The following is a 16,436-nucleotide window of genomic DNA, read 5'->3' as shown; positions in this document are numbered from 1 at the left end:
TTGAGGCGCGAACCCCGTACAACAAGTGGAAACCGGCCGCCGCGGCCGGCCCGGCCGTGCCTAGAGTGGCGGTATGAACGCAGCAACCGACACCAGCATCAGCACGCGTACCGCCACCATCTCCATCGACGAGAACCATCTGGACGAATCCCCGCGCGGACTCGTCATCATGGCCGTGGTGGGCGTGCTCGTCGGCATCCTGTCGGGCCTGTTCGGCATCGGCGGCGGCACCGTCATCGTGCCGGCGCTCGTGTGGCTGGGACTTACGCAGCGCCATGCGGCCGCCACGTCGATGATGGCGATCGTGCCCACTGCCGTCTCCGGCGTCGCCTCCTACGCGTTCGAGGGCGACGTGGATTGGATCGCCGCGCTCATCGTGTTCTGCGGCATGTTCGTCGGCGGCCAGATCGGCTCGTGGCTGCTGTCCAAACTCCCCGAAATCGTGCTCCGGTGGGCGTTCGTCGTGTTCCTCCTGTTCGTGATGGTCAATCAGGCCATGTCGAACCCGTCGCGCGACTCGCGCATCGTGATGAGCGTCGGCACGGTGATCGGCCTCATCGCGTTCGGCGTGATCGCGGGCGTTCTCGCCGGACTGCTCGGCATCGGCGGCGGCGCGATCTGCGTGCCCGCGCTGTCGATCCTGTTCGGCGCGAGCGATCTGATCGCGCGCGGCACGTCGCTGCTCGCCATGTTCCCGAACGCGATCACCACGTCCGTCGCGAACGTGCGCCGCCGCATGGTGCACGTGAAGGCGGCGGTGATCATCGGCGTCGTCGCCGCGATCACCGCGCCGCTCGGCACGTGGATGGCGGCGGCCGTCACGCCGCGCGCCGGCGCGATTATGTTCACCGTATATCTGGGCATCCTGCTCGTGCGTTCCGTGTTCGTCGCGATGAAGGCGATGAAGACGACGAAGACGACGCGTTCGCGCTGAACGTGCGCACCGGGAGTTCGCGGTGAACGCGGCGGGCGTTCGCGCTGGGCCATACCCTGCGAAACGATTTCCTTACCCGTTTTCTATACTCTTGACAGCGAGAGAAGGCGGGAGGATTCGGAACACCCATGGACGTACTCGAACTGATTTTGTGCATCATCGCGGCGGTCGTGTCGTCCTCGTTCCTGAGCCGGTTCATTCCCAAGGTCTCGACGCCGCTCGTGCAGATCGTGCTCGGCGCGGCGATGACCCTCCTGCCGTTCTTCCCCAGCGTTGAACTCAACCCTGAAGTGTTCATGGTGCTGTTCATCGCGCCACTGCTGTACCTGGAGGCGCATGAGATCGACAAGTCGGCGCTGCTCAAGACGCTGAAGCTCAGCTTGTCGCTCGCCATCGGCCTCGCCATCGCGACGATGGCGGCGGTCGGATTCACGTTGAGCGCGATCTGGCCCGCGATGCCGCTGGCCGCCGCGCTCGCGCTCGGCGCCGCGCTCGGACCCACCGACGCGGTCGCCGTCAGCTCGCTCGGCAAGGAGGCGTCGCTCACCTTGCGTCAGCGCGGCGTGCTCAAAGGCGAATCGTTGTTCAACGACGCGTCCGGCATCGTCGGCTTCCAGTTCGCGATCGCCGCGGCCGTGACCGGCGAATTCGCGGTCGGCGAGGCCGCCGGCGACTTCGTCGTCTCGTTCATCGGCGGCGCGCTGTTCGGCATGGTCGTCGGCATGGTCGTCAACTGGCTGTTCGAGACGGTGCGCTCGCTCGGCTGGGAGACCACGACCACGCGCATCCTCATGGAACTGTTCCTGCCGTTCCTGCTTTATCTCGGCGCGGAGGAGGTGCACGTCTCCGGCATCCTGTCGGTCGTGGCCGCCGGACTGCTCGTCCGCTTCGACCGCACCGGCATCGGCCCGAACGTGGCGCGTACGAACATCGTCGCCTCCAGCGTGTGGGGTGTGCTGTCGTTCACGCTGAACGGCGCCGTGTTCATCCTGCTCGGCATGCTGCTGCCCGGCGCGATGACCGCCAGCTGGTCCGACCCGTGGGTGAGCAACAAGCTGCTCATCGGCGTGATTCTTCTCGTCACCGGCGTGGTCATCGCGTTGCGGTTCGTGTGGGTGTCGGCCATGCTGCGCCTCGCGCACGACGTGACCACCGGCAAACGCCGCAGGATGACGCCGGAACGTTGGCGTTCCGCCGCGGTGATGACGTTCGGCGGCGCGAAGGGCACAATCACGCTGTCCCTGATGTTCACGATCCCGTACTACCTGTCCGGCGGCACGCCGTTCCCGATGCGCGACGAGCTCATCTTCATCGCGTCCGGCGTGATCGTGCTGACGCTGCTGCTCGCCAACTTCCTCCTGCCGCTGCTCGCCCCCAACCGCAACAAGGACACGGGCACCGAGCTCAACGAGATCACCATCGAGGTGCTGCGGCGCACCGTCGAGGAGCTCACCAGCCGCATCACGCCCGACAACCGCCGCGCCGTGCTCATGGTCATCGACTCGTACACGAAGCGCATCAGCCGACTGAAGCACCGCCTCGGCAAGCTCGACCCGCAGGGGTACGGGCGGCTGCAGATCGAGGCGCTCAACTGGGAGAAGCAGTTCGTGCGCGACCGTCTCGCCGCGATCAAGGCCCATCCGGATCCGGACAAGGCCGTGCAGGAGCTCAACGTGGAGGCGTGCGAACGCATGCTCGACCAGATCATGAACACATTGCGCCACACGACCGCCGGTCCGGAAAGCGGGCGTCTCGGCTGGCAGCTGAGCGGCCGTCTGCGCGGATGGCAGCATCGCACCACGATTCTCGTCAAGCGCACGATCAACAAGATCCGCCGCACCACGCCGCTGGTGAGCGAGGACCAGATCTTCGCGCACATGCGCACGCTGCAGGTCGACGCCATCGAACACGTGATCGGCAAGCTCGGCGAGGAGATGAGCCGCGACCGGTACAACACGGAGTTCTGCTCCGCGCTGATCCTCGACTACCGCCGCGCCGAAGCCTCGCTCAAGTCCCGTCCGAACATGGAGGGCAGCGCGGCCGCGTTCGGCCAGGTCGACGAGATCAAGAAGCAGAGCTACGCGATCGAGCTCGGCATCGTGCAGGACATGCTCGAAGCCGGCGACATCTCCCGCCCCCAGGCCCGAGAACTCCGCCGCAACGTCTATGTCATGCAGGTCGATGCCGATTCCGGCATCTGACCTCTTCCCTGCGCCCCCTTCAGGGGGAGCTGTCCGCGTAGCGGACTGAGGGGGTCGGCCCCGGTCATCGATAGAATGCGTCCATGCGATATGACGAGGAAATGGGCGGGGCGCTCGCGTTGGCCCGGCGCGCGGCGGCCGCCGGCGACGTGCCGGTCGGCGCGCTGGTGATCGACACGGCCACGGGCGCGATTATCGGCCGTGGATTCAACACCCGCGAGGCCGACGGCGACCCGCTCGCGCACGCCGAGATCATCGCGATGCGCGAGGCGGCCGCGACCCGTGGCGACTGGAATCTCGCCGACTGCACACTCGTCGTCACGTTGGAGCCGTGCCCGATGTGCGCGGGCGCGTGCCTCCAGACCCGCATCGGAACCATCGTGTTCGGCGCGTGGGATGCGAAGCTCGGCGCGTGCGGCTCGGTCTGGGACATTCCCCGCGACCCGCACGTCGGCCATGAACCGGAGGTCCACGGCGGCGTGCGCGAAGCCGAATGTGCCGCCCTCCTCGCCGACTTCTTCGCCGCCAAGCGCTGAGCCGCTGGACCAACAAACCGCCCAGTCGCCGAACCGCCGAGCCTCCTCCTGCCCGCTCCCGTTCATGGCACCGTTCATGCAAGCGATGCGGGGGTGGATTCGTTGTGGTGCAGACATCTATCTGCCTTACAAAGGGTATCCCACGACGCATATCCCGGGTATATCTGGCGATATCGTGCCGTTCATACCTGAGATATGCCTGCTGCGATACCCCTCGCAACGAAGATACGCATCCGGAATAGGCGCGATGTACCCCTCATAACGGAGAAAGAAGCATGAACGGTGCTGATCCCCTCCGATTCCTCTCGATGAGTTTGGCACGCGAAGCATGGCGGGACCGCTCCCGTGCGGCCAAGTCCGGATGCGTCGGAACATTCCGAGGCATGGCCGATGTTCCTACAGCTTTTGCTGCCCGCCATCCCGTAATTTCTTTCCTGCGGCAAAGGACACTCTGGAGGATGGCAAGGAAAGGCGATTGCCCTACCATCGGGAATCGGAACCGGACCGGTCGAGAACCGGAACCCAGCCGGAATCGCACATCTCAAGGAGCAGCAATGACGCGTATCGAACGATTCACGGGAACCAGCGCCGACAGCACCCCCATCACCATCATCTATGCCGAGCAAACCGGCCCCGGACAAACCGGCCCCGAGCAGTCCGGCACCGCCCGCCCAGACTCCGCCGTCGCGTTCGCACTCGCCTTCCCCGGCGACGAACTACCGCGTTTCGTGCATTGGGGCAAGCTGGTCGCCGCGCCCGAAACGCTTGTCTCACAGGTCGACGCCCTCAAGCCGCAGCGCGTGTCCGGCGCGCTCGACGAGACCATGTGGCCGTCGATCCTGCCCACGCAAAGCGAATCGTGGATTGGCCAGAAACGCCTCGAAATCCGCCGCGGCGGCATCGAACTGTTCCCGAAGTTCACCGTCACCGACATCGCCACGACGCTCGACGCACGCCCCGCGCTCGACGTGACGCAGGCCGTCGACGCCCCCGAATCCACGCCCGCCGAAGCACGCGTGAACGCGCCGACCGTGACCGTCGAGACCCCGGTCGTCACCGTCACCGCCGCGGACGCCGAACTGCGCGTGCGTCTCGTCTGGACCGTCGAACTGCTGCACGGCGGCCTCATCCGCCAGCGCGCCACCATCACCGACACGACCGATGCGGCAAGCGACGCGCTCGAGATCGGCAAGGTCGAACTCGGCTTCCCGCTGCCCGCCGTCGCCACCGAGATCCTCACCACCACCGGACATCATCTGCGCGAACGCAGCCCGCAGCGCCAACCGCTCACCGTCGGCCGGTTCGAGAAGGTCTCGCTGGCCGGACGCCCCGACTTCGACGCGAGTCTCCTGCTCGCCGCCGGCGTGCCCGGCTTCGGTTTCGAGCACGGCGAGGTCTACGCCGTGCATGTCGGCTGGAGCGGCAACAGCGTGCTCGCCGCCGAACGCCAGCCGTACACGGATGGCGTGATCGGCGGCGGCGAAGTCCTGTTCGGCGGCGAAATCACGTTGCATGGTGACGCCGCGACGGACGCGTACACGACGCCGTGGGTGTACGGCGCGACCGGCGACGGTCTCAACCAGGTCGCCGCGCGCTTCCACACCTACCTGCGCGACCTGCACCCCGAACTCGCGTCCAAAACGCGCCCCGTCATCCTCAACACGTGGGAGGCCGTCTACTTCCAGCACGATTACGACACGTTGACCGCGCTCGCCGACAAGGCCGCCGAAACCGGCGTCGAACGATTCGTCGTCGACGACGGCTGGTTCGGCTCCCGCCGCGACGACACGTCCGGACTCGGCGACTGGCAGATCTCGCCCGCGGTCTGGCCGGACGGGCCGAAGAGCCTCAAGGCGCTCGCCGACTACGTGCATGGCAAGGGCATGGAGTTCGGCCTGTGGTTCGAACCGGAGATGATCAATCCCGATTCCGACACGTACCGCGCGCACCCGGATTGGGTGCTGGCGCCTGCCAAGGGACGCCTGCCGATGCAGGGCCGTTCCCAGCAGGTGCTCGACCTGACCAACCCGGAGGCGTACGCGTACATCTACGGGTGCATGGATTCTCTCGTCGGCGAGTTGGGTATCGACTACATCAAGTGGGACCACAACAAGCTCGTCACCGAAGCCGTCTCGCCGTTGACCGGCCGCCCGGCCGTGCACGCGCAGACGCTCGCCGTCTACCGCATCTTCCGTGACCTCACAGCCGCGCATCCGGGCCTCGAGATCGAAAGCTGCTCGTCCGGCGGCGGCCGTGTCGACCTCGGCATTCTCGAACTCGCGAGCCGCATCTGGGTGTCCGACTGCGTCGACCCGGTCGAACGCGCCGACATCCAACGCTACACGTCGCTGCTCGTGCCGCCGTGCATGATGGGCGAGCATGTGGGTGCGAGCCCCGCGCACTCCACGCAGCGCGCCACCAGCCAGGAACTGCGCATGGCGATGGCGTTCTACGGCCACATGGGCATCGAATGGAACCTGCTCAAGGAACCGGACGCCGACGTGGCCAAACTCGCCGCATGGGTCGCCGAGTTCAAGAGGCACCGCGCCTGGTTCGCCGTGGATGCGTGCGTCCACACGGACACCCCCGACCCGGCCGTGCGCGTCGACGGCATGGTCAAGCCGGACCGAACCGCCGCGTTCTACCGGTTCACGCAGCTCACCACCTCGGTCACCTATCCGGCCTCGCCGGTGCGCCTGCCCGGCCTCGACCCGGACGCCGTCTACCGCGTACAGCCGCTGCACCTCGACCTCGATCTCGCGGCGCTCGGCATCGGCAACGGCCAGTCCCCGCTCGGCTGGTGGACGCCCGACGGCGTCCTCATGACCGGCCGTGCGCTCGCCACCTACGGCCTGCGCCCGCCGAGCCTTCACCCGGCTCAGTCGGTCCTGTTCACCGCCGTGCGGCAGTGATCAGCCGATGTAGCGCACGATCGCTCGGGAGGCGGCGGCCTTCGCCCACAGCTGCCAGTCATGGTCGACGACGGTGAACTCGACCTGCGCCGCCTGACTGTGCCGGTAGCGGCGGATCCCGTCGCGCACCGCGTCGATGCCGATGGTCGCGAGGAACGCGGATTCCCCGGCGACCATCACCTTCGACGGCATCGCGATGTTCGCGATCGTCGCGATCAGCGACCCCAGTCGGAAGCACGTGCGGTCCGTCAGCCGCGACGCGAGCGGCAACCCGGCGCGTGCGTCCGCCGCGAAATCCTCGAATGTGCACGGATGTCCGATTATCTGCGCGTACTGTTCCGCGATCGCGTCGTCGGTCAGACATTGCGCGCACCCGATATGCCCGGCCGTGCAGCGCGGCCCCTCCGGGTCGATGAGCACGTGGCCGAGCAGACCGTAGCTTTTATCCGGATACGTGACCGGCTCGCCGCGCACCGCAAGCGAATAGCCGACGCCCACACCGATCGTGAGCACGGCGAACGCCTCCAATCCCACGCCCGGACCGAACCAACTCGCGTCGACGAGCAGGGCATCGATGTCGTTGTACACGGTGCACGGCAGTCCCGTCGTCTCCTCCAGCATCGCGGCGAGCGGCACGTCGTGATCCCAGCGCAGGAACGGCGCGAACGTGACGTCGCGTTCGTCGCGCACGTGGCCGCCGACCGCCACGCCCACCGCCGTCGGCGTGGGCAGTGGCGTTCCGGCCACGTCGTCGCGGCACTCGCGTACGAGCGTCGCGAGTGCCGCCGTCACCTGCTGCGGCGAGCGTCCGGGGAACGCGCGTTCGTGACGTGACGATACGACTTCGCCGTGCGCGTTGACGACGGCCGCGATCGCCGACGCGCCTTGCGCCTTGATGCCGATGAACGTGCGTGCGTCCGCGCGCAGCCGCAACGCGGTCTGCGGACGGCCGCGTCGCGTCGCGCCTTCCTTCGCTTTCGGCGTGAATCCCTGCGGCAGCGGTCCGGTGGTGACGGCGTCGCCGGGAATCTCCTCGATGACTCCCGCGTAGATCAGGTCGCTGGTGATGCGCGACATGGCCCCCTGCGACAATCCCAGCATCTGCGCGAGCGTGGTGCGCGCGATCGGCCCGTATTTCGCGATGGTGCGCGCCACCCGATGCATGTATTCGGATCCTTCGAACCATCGGGGGAAGTCCTGTGCGTCCGTGCGTGTGTTCGTATGCGCGTCCGTATGCTCGGCATCCTGCGATTGCATGGTTCTTCCCGTTCCGTCGACCATGACACCATCCTTCCGGGAGATTCGCCGGATACCTTCCGACATGGGCCGTGCGCGCCGGCGCGTGCCAGCCGCGGACCGGCCCGAATTCCATTCCTAGGATACATAAATCGAGTGGGTTTAGTTTCCAGCGGCGATGGACTCGCTCGCACTTGGAATGAAAAACCTCGAACCGTATCGTTGGGGCCATGCCCGGCGGCATTGAAGCCGCAGGCGTCAGAGAACAGTTAAGGAGTCTACGAATGAAGTGCGATTCCCCCAATTCGAATGTGGAATCGATGCGTTCGTCGCGTCTGTCGCGTCCACTGCGCATGGTTGCCACTCGTCTTGCCGCGACCATCTGCGCGATCGCGGTCGGCGTCGGACTGGCCGGTTGTGGTGCGAACACCGCCGGCACCATCACGCTTGATTTCTTCCAATTCAAGTCCGAGGCGGCCGACTGGTTCAAGCAGGCTGCGACGGAATTCGAACAGGAAAATCCGACCATCAAGATCAACATCAACAACTCCGCCAATGCGCAGACCGACCTGCGCACCAGGTTCGTGAAGAACCGTGTGCCCGATGTCATCACGTTCAACGGCGACATCAGCTTCGGCAACTTCGCCGCATCCGGCGTCTTCTATGACTTCACCGACGAGCCGATCGTCGAGAGGCTCAACCCCGGCATGGTGAACATCGCGAAGAACCTCGTGCAGACCACTGACCAGTCGAAGAAGCGCCTGTATGGTCTGCCGTTCGCCGGCAACGCTTCCGGCTACATCTACAACAAGGCGATTTGGCGCAAGGCCGGTGTCGATCCGGAGAATCCGCCGACCACGTGGAGCGCGTTCACCGCGATGCTGCAGAAGTTCCGCGAGCAGGGCATCAACCCGGTCGAGGCCACCGTCGCCGACGCGTGGACCACGCAGGCGCCGCTCTCCTCCCTTGCCGGCACGCTCGTGCGTGAAAGCGAGTACACGGACCTCAAGCAGGGGACGACGAACTTCCAGAAGATGTGGAAGGAGACGGTGACCAAGGAGGTGGAGCTCTTCAAGTACGCCGACGGAGACAAGGGCATCACCTATCAGCAGGGTACGCAGAACTTCGCCAAGGGTTCCGCGGCGATCATCCCGCTCGGCACCTACGCGATTCCGCAGATTCTCATGATCAACAAGAATGCCGACTTGGGATTCGCACAGATGCCCGCCACCGACGATGCGGACGAGCAGATTCTCACCGCCGGCGACGACGTGATGATCACGATGGGTGCCACCACCAAGCACAAGGCCGAGGCGATGAAGTTCATCGAATTCCTGATGAGTGAGAAGACGCTCAACGACTACGCCGACGCGAATTCCGCCATCACCCCGCTCAAGAAGACGCACTTCGGCAACAAGGCCCTTGAAACCGTGCGCCCGTTCTTCGAGAAGAACAAGGTCGCCGACTTCTGCGACCACTACATCCCGTCTTCGATCAACATCGGAGGCTACCTGCAGACGATGGTGACCAGCGGCGACACGGACCGCTTCCTGAACCAGATGCAGACCGAATGGGACAAGGTTCAGGCCAGGACCTTCACGAACTGACAAGGAAGGAGAGAGAACATGACAACCGCAACGAAACCCGCCAGCCACGCGAAGAGCGCGCGGAAGCGTTCTGCGTTCTCCGACCGCAAGGTCGACCACGCTTTCTACTGGATGGCCGTGCCCGCCGCCATCGTCTTCGCCATCTTCCTGTACGTGCCGTTCCTACAGGGCGTGATGTATTCGTTCACCAATTCGCAAGGCTATGGTGACTACGACTTCATCGGCATCAAGAACTACATCGCCTTGTTCCAAGACAACCGCGTGGGCCACGCCTATCTGTTCACGTTCCTCATCGCCGTGGCGATCACCATCCTCATCAACGTCATCGCGATGTTCGTCGCGGTCGCGCTGAACGGCAAGATCGCGTTCAAGAACGGCTTCCGCGCGATCTTCTTCGTGCCCTACACGCTGTCCGTGCTGGTCATCGGCTACGTGTTCAAGTACATCTTCATGAACCCGCTGCCGGCCCTGGGTAAAACCCTTGGCATCGCATGGCTGTCCGAATCGCTGATCACCAGCGAGCAGTATTCGTGGGTGCCGATTGTCTTCCTCGCCGTCTGGCAGGGTGTCGCCTACTCCGTGCTGCTGTACCTTGCCGGCCTGCAGACAATCGACGACGAAATCTACGAGGCCGCGGCGCTTGACGGCGTCAACGCCTGGCAGAAGTTCTGGAAGATCACCTTCCCGCTGATCGGACCGTTCTTCACCATCAACCTCGTCCTGTCCATGAAGAACGCGCTCGGCACGTTCGACCAGGTGGTCGCCCTGACCGACGGCGGTCCGAACTCCGCCACCGAGACCGTGACCTATCTCATCTGGAAGGGCGGCCTGACCGGTGGCGAGTACGCGTACCAGACCGCTAACGCCGTGCTCTTCTTCATCGTCCTCGCGATCATCGCGTTCATCCAGCTCAAGTTCTTCGGCAGCAAGGAAAAGGTGTGAGTGTCATGAGTGCCGCAGTGTCTGAATCCGCCGTCAAGTCGGGTGTCAAGTCCGAGAAGTTCCGCAAGGACCACAACATCAACTGGTGGCTCACGGCCGCCGTCGCGGTCCTGTCCCTGACGATCCTGATCCCGCTCTATTTCACGATCGTCACCGCACTGAAGACCCCCGCCGAGGCCGGCACGTTCTCGCTGCCGACCACGTGGGAGTGGCACAATTTCGCCGACGCGTCCGCCAAGGTCAACTATCCGAAGGCCGCGCTCAACTCGGCGATCATCACCGTCGCCGCCGTCGTGCTGACCCTTCTGACCAACACGTTCGTTGCGTATGCGGTGGCCCGTAACATGGACAAGCGGTTCTTCCGCTTCCTGTACTACTTCTTCATCGCGGCCATGTTCGTGCCGTTCCCGGTCGTCATGCTGCCGATCGCCAAGCAGATGGGCTCGTGGCATCTCGACAATCAGGTCGGCCTGATCCTGCTGTACATGGTGCTGGGTCTCGGCACGAACCTGTTCATTGCGACGGGCTTCATCCGGTCGATTCCAGTTTCGCTCGAGGAGGCCGCACGTATTGACGGTGCCGGTACGTGGCGCATCTTCTGGAAGATCATCTTCCCGCTGATGAGCCCGATCAACGCCACGATCGCCATCACCACCGCGCTGTGGGCGTGGAACGACTTCCTCCTGCCGCTCATCGTCCTGACCGACCAGTCCAATCAGACGATCCCGCTGGCTCAGTACGTCTTCAGCTCCCAGTTCGCCACCAACTATCCGATGGCTTTCTCCAGCTACCTGATGGCCATGGCTCCGATCATCATCGTCTACGTCTTCGCCCAGAAGTGGGTAATCGGTGGCGTGATGCGTGGAGCGGTCAAGTAGCGGAGAACCCGCAATCGAAGGGTGTCGGGAGTGGACGACGCCTCAGACCACGATGACCTCTCGCCGACTTCTTCGGCGAGAGGTCATCGTCGCATGAACGCCCTGTCGCTATTTCTTTCCGCCGCGCCCGGAAGACTTTCCGATGGGAATGAAAATCGTGGAATCCTATCCTGTTCGGTAGGAACGCAACCTACCAAGGAGTCGACGATGACCGCTTTCAACCGTGAGAACCTGCCCGACGCCATCCGCACGAACGGCGCCACCCCGAACCCGTGGTGGACGAACGCCGTGGTCTACCAGATCTACCCGCGTTCGTTCCAGGACACGAACGGCGACGGCTTCGGCGATCTCAAGGGCATCACCTCACGCCTCGACTATCTCGCCGACCTCGGCGTCGACGTGCTGTGGCTCTCCCCGGTCTACAAGTCCCCGCAGGACGACAACGGCTACGACATCTCCGATTACCGCGACATCGACCTGCTGTTCGGCACGCTCGACGACATGGACGAGCTGCTCGCCGAAGCGCACAAGCGCGGTCTCAAGATCGTGATGGACCTCGTCGTCAACCACACCTCCGACGAGCACGCGTGGTTCGAAGCCTCCAAGAACCCCGACGACCCGCACGCCGACTGGTACTGGTGGCGTCCCGCGCGTCCGGGCTTCGAGCCCGGCACGCCCGGTGCCGAACCGAACCAGTGGGGCTCCTACTTCGGCGGCTCCGCATGGGAGTACTGCCCGGAACGCGGCGAATACTACCTGCACCAGTTCTCGAAGAAGCAGCCCGACCTCAACTGGGAGAACCCGGCTGTGCGCCATGCCGTGTACGACATGATGAACTGGTGGCTCGATCGCGGCATCGACGGCTTCCGTATGGATGTCATCACCCTGATCTCCAAGCGCACCGACGCGTCCGGACGCCTGCCCGGCGAAGCCGGCTCCGAACTCGAGGACCTTCCGGTCGGCGAGGAAGGCTACTCGAGCCCGAACCCGTTCTGCGCGGACGGTCCGCGTCAGGACGAGTTCCTCGCCGAAATGCGCCGCGAGGTGTTCGAAGGGCGCGACGGCTTCATGACCGTCGGCGAGGCGCCGGGCATCACCCCGGAACGCAACGAGCACATCACCAACCCGGCGAACAAGGAACTCGACATGCTCTTCCTCTTCGACCACATGGGCGAAGGCGAAGGACGCTCCAAGTGGGAGCTCGTCCCGTTCCGCACCCCGTGGCTGCGCGGCGTGCTGGCGAACCAGCAGGCCGCCGTCAGGAACGCCGGCTGGGCCAGCCTGTTCTTCTGCAACCACGACCAGCCGCGCATCGTGTCCCGTTGGGGCGACGACACCAGCGAGGAGGCGCGCGTGCGTTCCGCCAAGGCCTTCGGCCTGCTCCTGCACATGCACCGCGGCACCCCGTACATCTACCAGGGCGAAGAGCTCGGCATGACCAACGCGCACTTCACGTCGCTCGACCAGTACAGGGATCTCGAATCAATTAACGCGTTCCGTCAGCGCGTCGAGGAAGCGAAGATCCAATCCGCCGAATCGATGATGGCGTCGCTGGAACTCATCAGCCGCGACAACGCCCGCACTCCTATGCAGTGGGATGCGTCCAAGTACGCCGGCTTCACCACGCCCGACGCCCCGGTCGAACCGTGGATCGGCGTCAATCCGAACCATGTCGGCATCAACGCGGCCGCCGAATTCGACGACCCCGACTCCGTGTACGCGTTCTACAAGCGGCTCATCGCGTTGCGGCACGACGATCCGGTCGTCGCGGCCGGCGACTGGACACTGATCGACGCGGACGACCCGAACGTCTACGCGTTCACGCGTTCGCTCGAAAGCGCACCGGGAGTGGCTGGCGGCACGCTGCTCGTCGCCGTCAACCTGTCTGGCCGCACCGTCGATTTGTCGGCCGAAGCGTATGCCTTGGTCGACAACGGCGTCACCGAGCACGACATCGTGATCAGTACCTATGGCGCGTCCCACGCCGTCGTCTCGCTCGCCAACCGCGAGCTCGACCCGTGGGAAGGCGTCGTCGTGCGGCTCTGACGGTTCTTTGACGGTTCGCCGTCGATTCCTCGTCGATTTCGCGTCGATTCGCTAGGCGGGCACACGGCCATGCTCCGGCCGTGTGCCCGCCTACAATACGCACTATGGAACAGAAAGACGTCCTCAAAGCATTGCAGCGTGACCATGCGGCCGAACTCAAGAAGGCCGCCGAGCGGTTGAAGGGGACCGCGCGCCACACCGAAATCATCCCGTCTCCCGCGCTGAGCGAGATGACCGGACACGAGATTCTGCTCAAGCCGGAGAACCTGCAGGTCACCGGCTCGTTCAAGATCCGCGGCGCGTACAACAAGATCGCCTCCCTCTCCGACGAGGAGCTGGCGCGCGGCATCGTCACCGCCTCCGCCGGCAACCACGCGCAGGGTGTCGCCTACGCGGCGCGCGAACGTGGCGCCAAAGCGACGATCTGCATGCCGACCATCACCCCGCCGCTCAAGGTGGACGCCACCAAGGCGTATGGCGCCGACGTCGTCCTCTACGGCGACGTCTTCGACGAGGCCGCCGCACACGCCGCCGAACTGAGCGAGAAGGAAGGCATGATCTACGTGCCGCCGTTCGACGACTACGAGGTCATCTGCGGCCAGGGCACCATCGGTCTGGAGATCCTCGAAGACGTGCCGAACGTGACCGACGTGGTCGTGCCGCTTGGCGGCGGCGGTCTCGGTGCCGGCGTCGCGCTCGCCATCAAGACGTTCAAGCCGGAAGTGCGCGTGATCGGCGCGATTCCGGAAGGTAGCCCCGCGTGGAAGAACTCGTTCGCCGCAGGCCGAGTCACCGAGGCGGATCAGGTCGTCACCTCCGCCGAGGGCGTCGCCGTCAAGCATCCGGGCGATCTGCCGTATGCGCTGCTCAACGAGTTCCTCGACGATCTCGTCACCGTCACCGAGCGCGACATCAACGAGATGATTCTGCTCATGCTCGAGAAGCACAAGCTGGTCGTCGAGGCGGCAGGTGCGGTGTCGCTCGCCGCGCTCGAACATCTCAACCTGCGTTCGCGCAAGTTCGCCTCCGCTCCCGGCCCGCACGTGGTCGTGCCGATCATGTCCGGCGGCAACATCGACACGGTGACGATGGGCGCGGTCATCCAGAAGGGCATGATCGCCCGCGGCCGCATCATGAACTTCGAGGTGGAGCTGCCGGATACGCCGGGCCAGCTTGTCAAGGTCGCCTCGCTGCTCGCGCGCGAACGCGCCAACGTGATCGCGCTCGACCACGACCAGTTCAAGGCTTCCGGCCACTACACGAACGCGGTGTCGCTCGGCGTGACCGTCGAGACCAACGGCCCCGACCACATCGACCGCATCCTCGCCGCGTTGCGCGCCGAAGGCTTCCAGCCGAAGCGCATCTACTGAGTGCGATTGCGGTTGGGCCGTCGGCTGAGCCGACTGGGGAGAGCTGGCTGGGAGCGATGTCGTTTCTTAGGTAGGTTGGCCGTTTCCTAGGTTCTGTCCGGCTCCATACGCGGAGGGGTGTTGCAACGTGATGGTTGCAACACCCCTCTTGCCGATTCACCTACCTAGGGAACGTCGTATGTACCTAAGAAACGCGTTGATATACGGTCTGCGGTGGTTCAGCTGTTCGCGGCGATCGTTTCGTCGACGAGTTTCGGCAGCGCGACGGCGATGTCGTCGTGGATAAGGCGGTCGGCGAGACGGTCGTACTGCGTGCGGCCCATGTTCATGATGGTGATCGGCACGCCCGCCTGCGCGGCGACCGGCACGATGCTCGCGGCGGGGAACACTTCCAGCGTCGAGCCGATCACCCACAGCTCGTCGGCCTGCGAGGCGAGCTTGTAGGATTTCTCCATCGCACCGTCGGGCAGTGCCTCGCCGAAGTAGACGACGTCCGTCTTGATTATGCCGTTGCAGGGCATGTCACCCTGGTATTTGAGCGTGCGGTGGCAGCGTGGATCCGGCTCCTCGTCAAGACGGGCCATGATGTCCGCCGTGTTGTACTTCGCATGGCATTTCATGCAGTGCGAGGTGCCGATGGTGCCGTGCAGGTTCACGATGATGCTTGGGCTGTTGCCGGCCTTCTCGTGCAGCGCGTCGAAGTTCTGCGTGGCGAGCAACGTGAGCATGCCCGCCTTCTCGAGCTTGACGAGCGCCTTGTGCGCGACGCCCGGCTGCGCGTTCCACACGGGTGATTCCTTCTGCCAGCGCCACGAGTATTCGCGCGCTTCCTTGTCGGTGAGGAACGCATCGATGTCGTAGACGCTCATCTGATCCGGATGCTTGGTCCACACGCCATCCGGACCGCGGAAATCGGGGATTCCGGCGGATGTGGAGATGCCTGCGCCGGTCAGGACTGCGATCTTCTTCGTCATACCTACAGGTATACGCCCGTCGCATGTCCGTTACTCCGTCATTCCCCATGTGTGGTCGTGTGATGTTTTCCTCCCGCTGGCGGGAGGTGGCGTGTGGGTGTCGGTGGGTGGTCCGGTGGTGCGGGGGTGGTGTGCGGCTTGGTAACGGTGGCGTCGGTATGTGTTGGCGGGCTGCGCGTTTCCCTCCCCTCCCGCTGGCGGGAGGTGGCGCGTAGCGTCGGTGGGTGGTTTGTTTGGGTGTTTGTTGTTGGTTTTCGACACGCCGGTGGAACGCTGTTGTTTCAGTGGTTTTGGTGGTGTTGTGTTGGGGTTGGTTTGCGTTGTGGTGGTTGGTGGTGTAAGTTGTTCTTTCGCTGCCGCTGAGCGGTCCGGTTTCTTCCTTCTGGTTGGTTTTCCGGGGTTGTTCGGTGTGTGTGGTGGTTTGAGAACTCAAGAGTGTGTTGTACTACTTACTTCTTTATAGTCAATGATTGCCAGTCCGATGCCCGCTTCGGTTTGCCGGAGTACCCGAGGGGGTTTGATGGGTGTCGGGGTTTTTGTGCGAACCTCTTTCCTTATTAGAGGTTCCGTCAATTGTTTTTAATGAGGGTCATTTATGGTTCTCTTTGCAATGTTTTTTTGTGGAGGGTTCGATTCTGGCTCAGGATGAACGCTGGCGGCGTGCTTAACACATGCAAGTCGAACGGGATCCTGCCAGCTTGCTGGTGGGTGAGAGTGGCGAACGGGTGAGTAATGCGTGACCGACCTGCCCCGTACTCCGGAATAGCTCCTGGAAACGGGTGGTAATGCCGGATGTTCCA

General features: G+C 64.3%; 11 protein-coding genes and 1 rRNA gene. 10 read left to right on the top strand and 2 right to left on the bottom strand.

Annotated elements, in window-relative coordinates; translation table 11 throughout:
• Nucleotides 1-73: 73 nt before the first annotated feature.
• The 4 genes from AC1AYD_RS04060 to AC1AYD_RS04045 all read left to right on the top strand — a co-directional run bounded on the left by AC1AYD_RS04060 (nt 74) and on the right by AC1AYD_RS04045 (nt 6,583).
• Nucleotides 74-934 carry a sulfite exporter TauE/SafE family protein gene (locus AC1AYD_RS04060; protein WP_476544711.1) on the top strand — a complete coding sequence of 287 codons (861 nt, stop codon included), beginning with the start codon at nt 74-76 and terminating at the stop codon, nt 932-934.
• Between the two features lie 128 nt (nt 935-1,062).
• The gene (locus tag AC1AYD_RS04055; RefSeq protein WP_476544710.1) at nt 1,063-3,135 is read left to right on the top strand and encodes a Na+/H+ antiporter; all 2,073 of its coding nucleotides are present in this window, start codon (nt 1,063-1,065) and stop codon (nt 3,133-3,135) included.
• Nucleotides 3,136-3,218: 83 nt separating this feature from the next.
• Nucleotides 3,219-3,671 carry a nucleoside deaminase gene (locus tag AC1AYD_RS04050; protein WP_476544709.1) on the top strand — a complete coding sequence of 151 codons (453 nt, stop codon included), beginning with the start codon at nt 3,219-3,221 and terminating at the stop codon, nt 3,669-3,671.
• 554 nt (nt 3,672-4,225) lie between these two features.
• The gene (locus AC1AYD_RS04045; RefSeq protein WP_476544708.1) at nt 4,226-6,583 is read left to right on the top strand and encodes an alpha-galactosidase; all 2,358 of its coding nucleotides are present in this window, start codon (nt 4,226-4,228) and stop codon (nt 6,581-6,583) included.
• Here AC1AYD_RS04045 and AC1AYD_RS04040 read toward each other — a convergent pair whose 3' ends face one another.
• Nucleotides 6,584-7,840, bottom strand: coding sequence for an ROK family protein (locus AC1AYD_RS04040; protein ID WP_476503254.1), 1,257 nt, complete (start codon nt 7,838-7,840; stop codon nt 6,584-6,586). It lies immediately after the preceding gene.
• A gap of 263 nt (nt 7,841-8,103) precedes the next feature.
• On the opposite strand from AC1AYD_RS04040, the gene AC1AYD_RS04035 reads away from it, so the two are divergent.
• From AC1AYD_RS04035 to ilvA, 5 genes are all read left to right on the top strand, one after another.
• Nucleotides 8,104-9,426, top strand: coding sequence for an ABC transporter substrate-binding protein (locus tag AC1AYD_RS04035; protein WP_476503255.1), 1,323 nt, complete (start codon nt 8,104-8,106; stop codon nt 9,424-9,426).
• Nucleotides 9,427-9,444: 18 nt separating this feature from the next.
• Nucleotides 9,445-10,368, top strand: coding sequence for a carbohydrate ABC transporter permease (locus tag AC1AYD_RS04030; RefSeq protein WP_476503256.1), 924 nt, complete (start codon nt 9,445-9,447; stop codon nt 10,366-10,368).
• 5 nt (nt 10,369-10,373) lie between these two features.
• Nucleotides 10,374-11,246, top strand: a complete 873-nt coding sequence (locus AC1AYD_RS04025; RefSeq protein WP_476503257.1) for a carbohydrate ABC transporter permease — start codon at nt 10,374-10,376, stop codon at nt 11,244-11,246.
• 207 nt (nt 11,247-11,453) lie between these two features.
• Entirely contained in the window at nt 11,454-13,292 is a 1,839-nt protein-coding gene (locus tag AC1AYD_RS04020) for a glycoside hydrolase family 13 protein (RefSeq protein WP_476503258.1), read from the top strand.
• 104 nt (nt 13,293-13,396) lie between these two features.
• On the top strand, nt 13,397-14,662 hold the full coding sequence (gene ilvA, locus AC1AYD_RS04015) for a threonine ammonia-lyase (protein WP_476503259.1): 1,266 nt from the start codon (nt 13,397-13,399) through the stop codon (nt 14,660-14,662).
• Nucleotides 14,663-14,880: 218 nt separating this feature from the next.
• On the opposite strand, the gene AC1AYD_RS04010 is transcribed toward ilvA, so the two are convergent.
• Nucleotides 14,881-15,636, bottom strand: a complete 756-nt coding sequence (locus AC1AYD_RS04010; RefSeq protein ID WP_476512097.1) for a Sir2 family NAD-dependent protein deacetylase — start codon at nt 15,634-15,636, stop codon at nt 14,881-14,883.
• A 617-nt stretch (nt 15,637-16,253) separates the two neighbouring features.
• On the opposite strand from AC1AYD_RS04010, the gene AC1AYD_RS04005 reads away from it, so the two are divergent.
• Nucleotides 16,254-16,436: ribosomal RNA gene (locus AC1AYD_RS04005) — 16S ribosomal RNA — on the top strand; the annotation flags it as partial.

The organism is Bifidobacterium sp. LH_426 (assembly GCF_056356875.1).
The sequence above is the reverse complement of the archived record's forward strand: the minus strand, read 5'-3'. Positions and strand labels throughout refer to the sequence as shown.

What these genes read in the sequence shown, in the direction of transcription:
- AC1AYD_RS04050 (WP_476544709.1), top strand. Translation starts at nt 3,219, where the DNA reads ATGCGATATGACGAGGAAATGGGCGGGGCGCTCGCGTTGGCCCGGCGC.
- AC1AYD_RS04055 (WP_476544710.1), top strand. Translation starts at nt 1,063, where the DNA reads ATGGACGTACTCGAACTGATTTTGTGCATCATCGCGGCGGTCGTGTCG.
- ilvA (WP_476503259.1), top strand. Translation starts at nt 13,397, where the DNA reads ATGGAACAGAAAGACGTCCTCAAAGCATTGCAGCGTGACCATGCGGCC.
- AC1AYD_RS04010 (WP_476512097.1), bottom strand. Translation starts at nt 15,636, where the DNA reads ATGACGAAGAAGATCGCAGTCCTGACCGGCGCAGGCATCTCCACATCC.
- AC1AYD_RS04060 (WP_476544711.1), top strand. Translation starts at nt 74, where the DNA reads ATGAACGCAGCAACCGACACCAGCATCAGCACGCGTACCGCCACCATC.
- AC1AYD_RS04045 (WP_476544708.1), top strand. Translation starts at nt 4,226, where the DNA reads ATGACGCGTATCGAACGATTCACGGGAACCAGCGCCGACAGCACCCCC.
- AC1AYD_RS04020 (WP_476503258.1), top strand. Translation starts at nt 11,454, where the DNA reads ATGACCGCTTTCAACCGTGAGAACCTGCCCGACGCCATCCGCACGAAC.
- AC1AYD_RS04035 (WP_476503255.1), top strand. Translation starts at nt 8,104, where the DNA reads ATGAAGTGCGATTCCCCCAATTCGAATGTGGAATCGATGCGTTCGTCG.
- AC1AYD_RS04025 (WP_476503257.1), top strand. Translation starts at nt 10,374, where the DNA reads ATGAGTGCCGCAGTGTCTGAATCCGCCGTCAAGTCGGGTGTCAAGTCC.
- AC1AYD_RS04040 (WP_476503254.1), bottom strand. Translation starts at nt 7,840, where the DNA reads ATGCAATCGCAGGATGCCGAGCATACGGACGCGCATACGAACACACGC.
- AC1AYD_RS04030 (WP_476503256.1), top strand. Translation starts at nt 9,445, where the DNA reads ATGACAACCGCAACGAAACCCGCCAGCCACGCGAAGAGCGCGCGGAAG.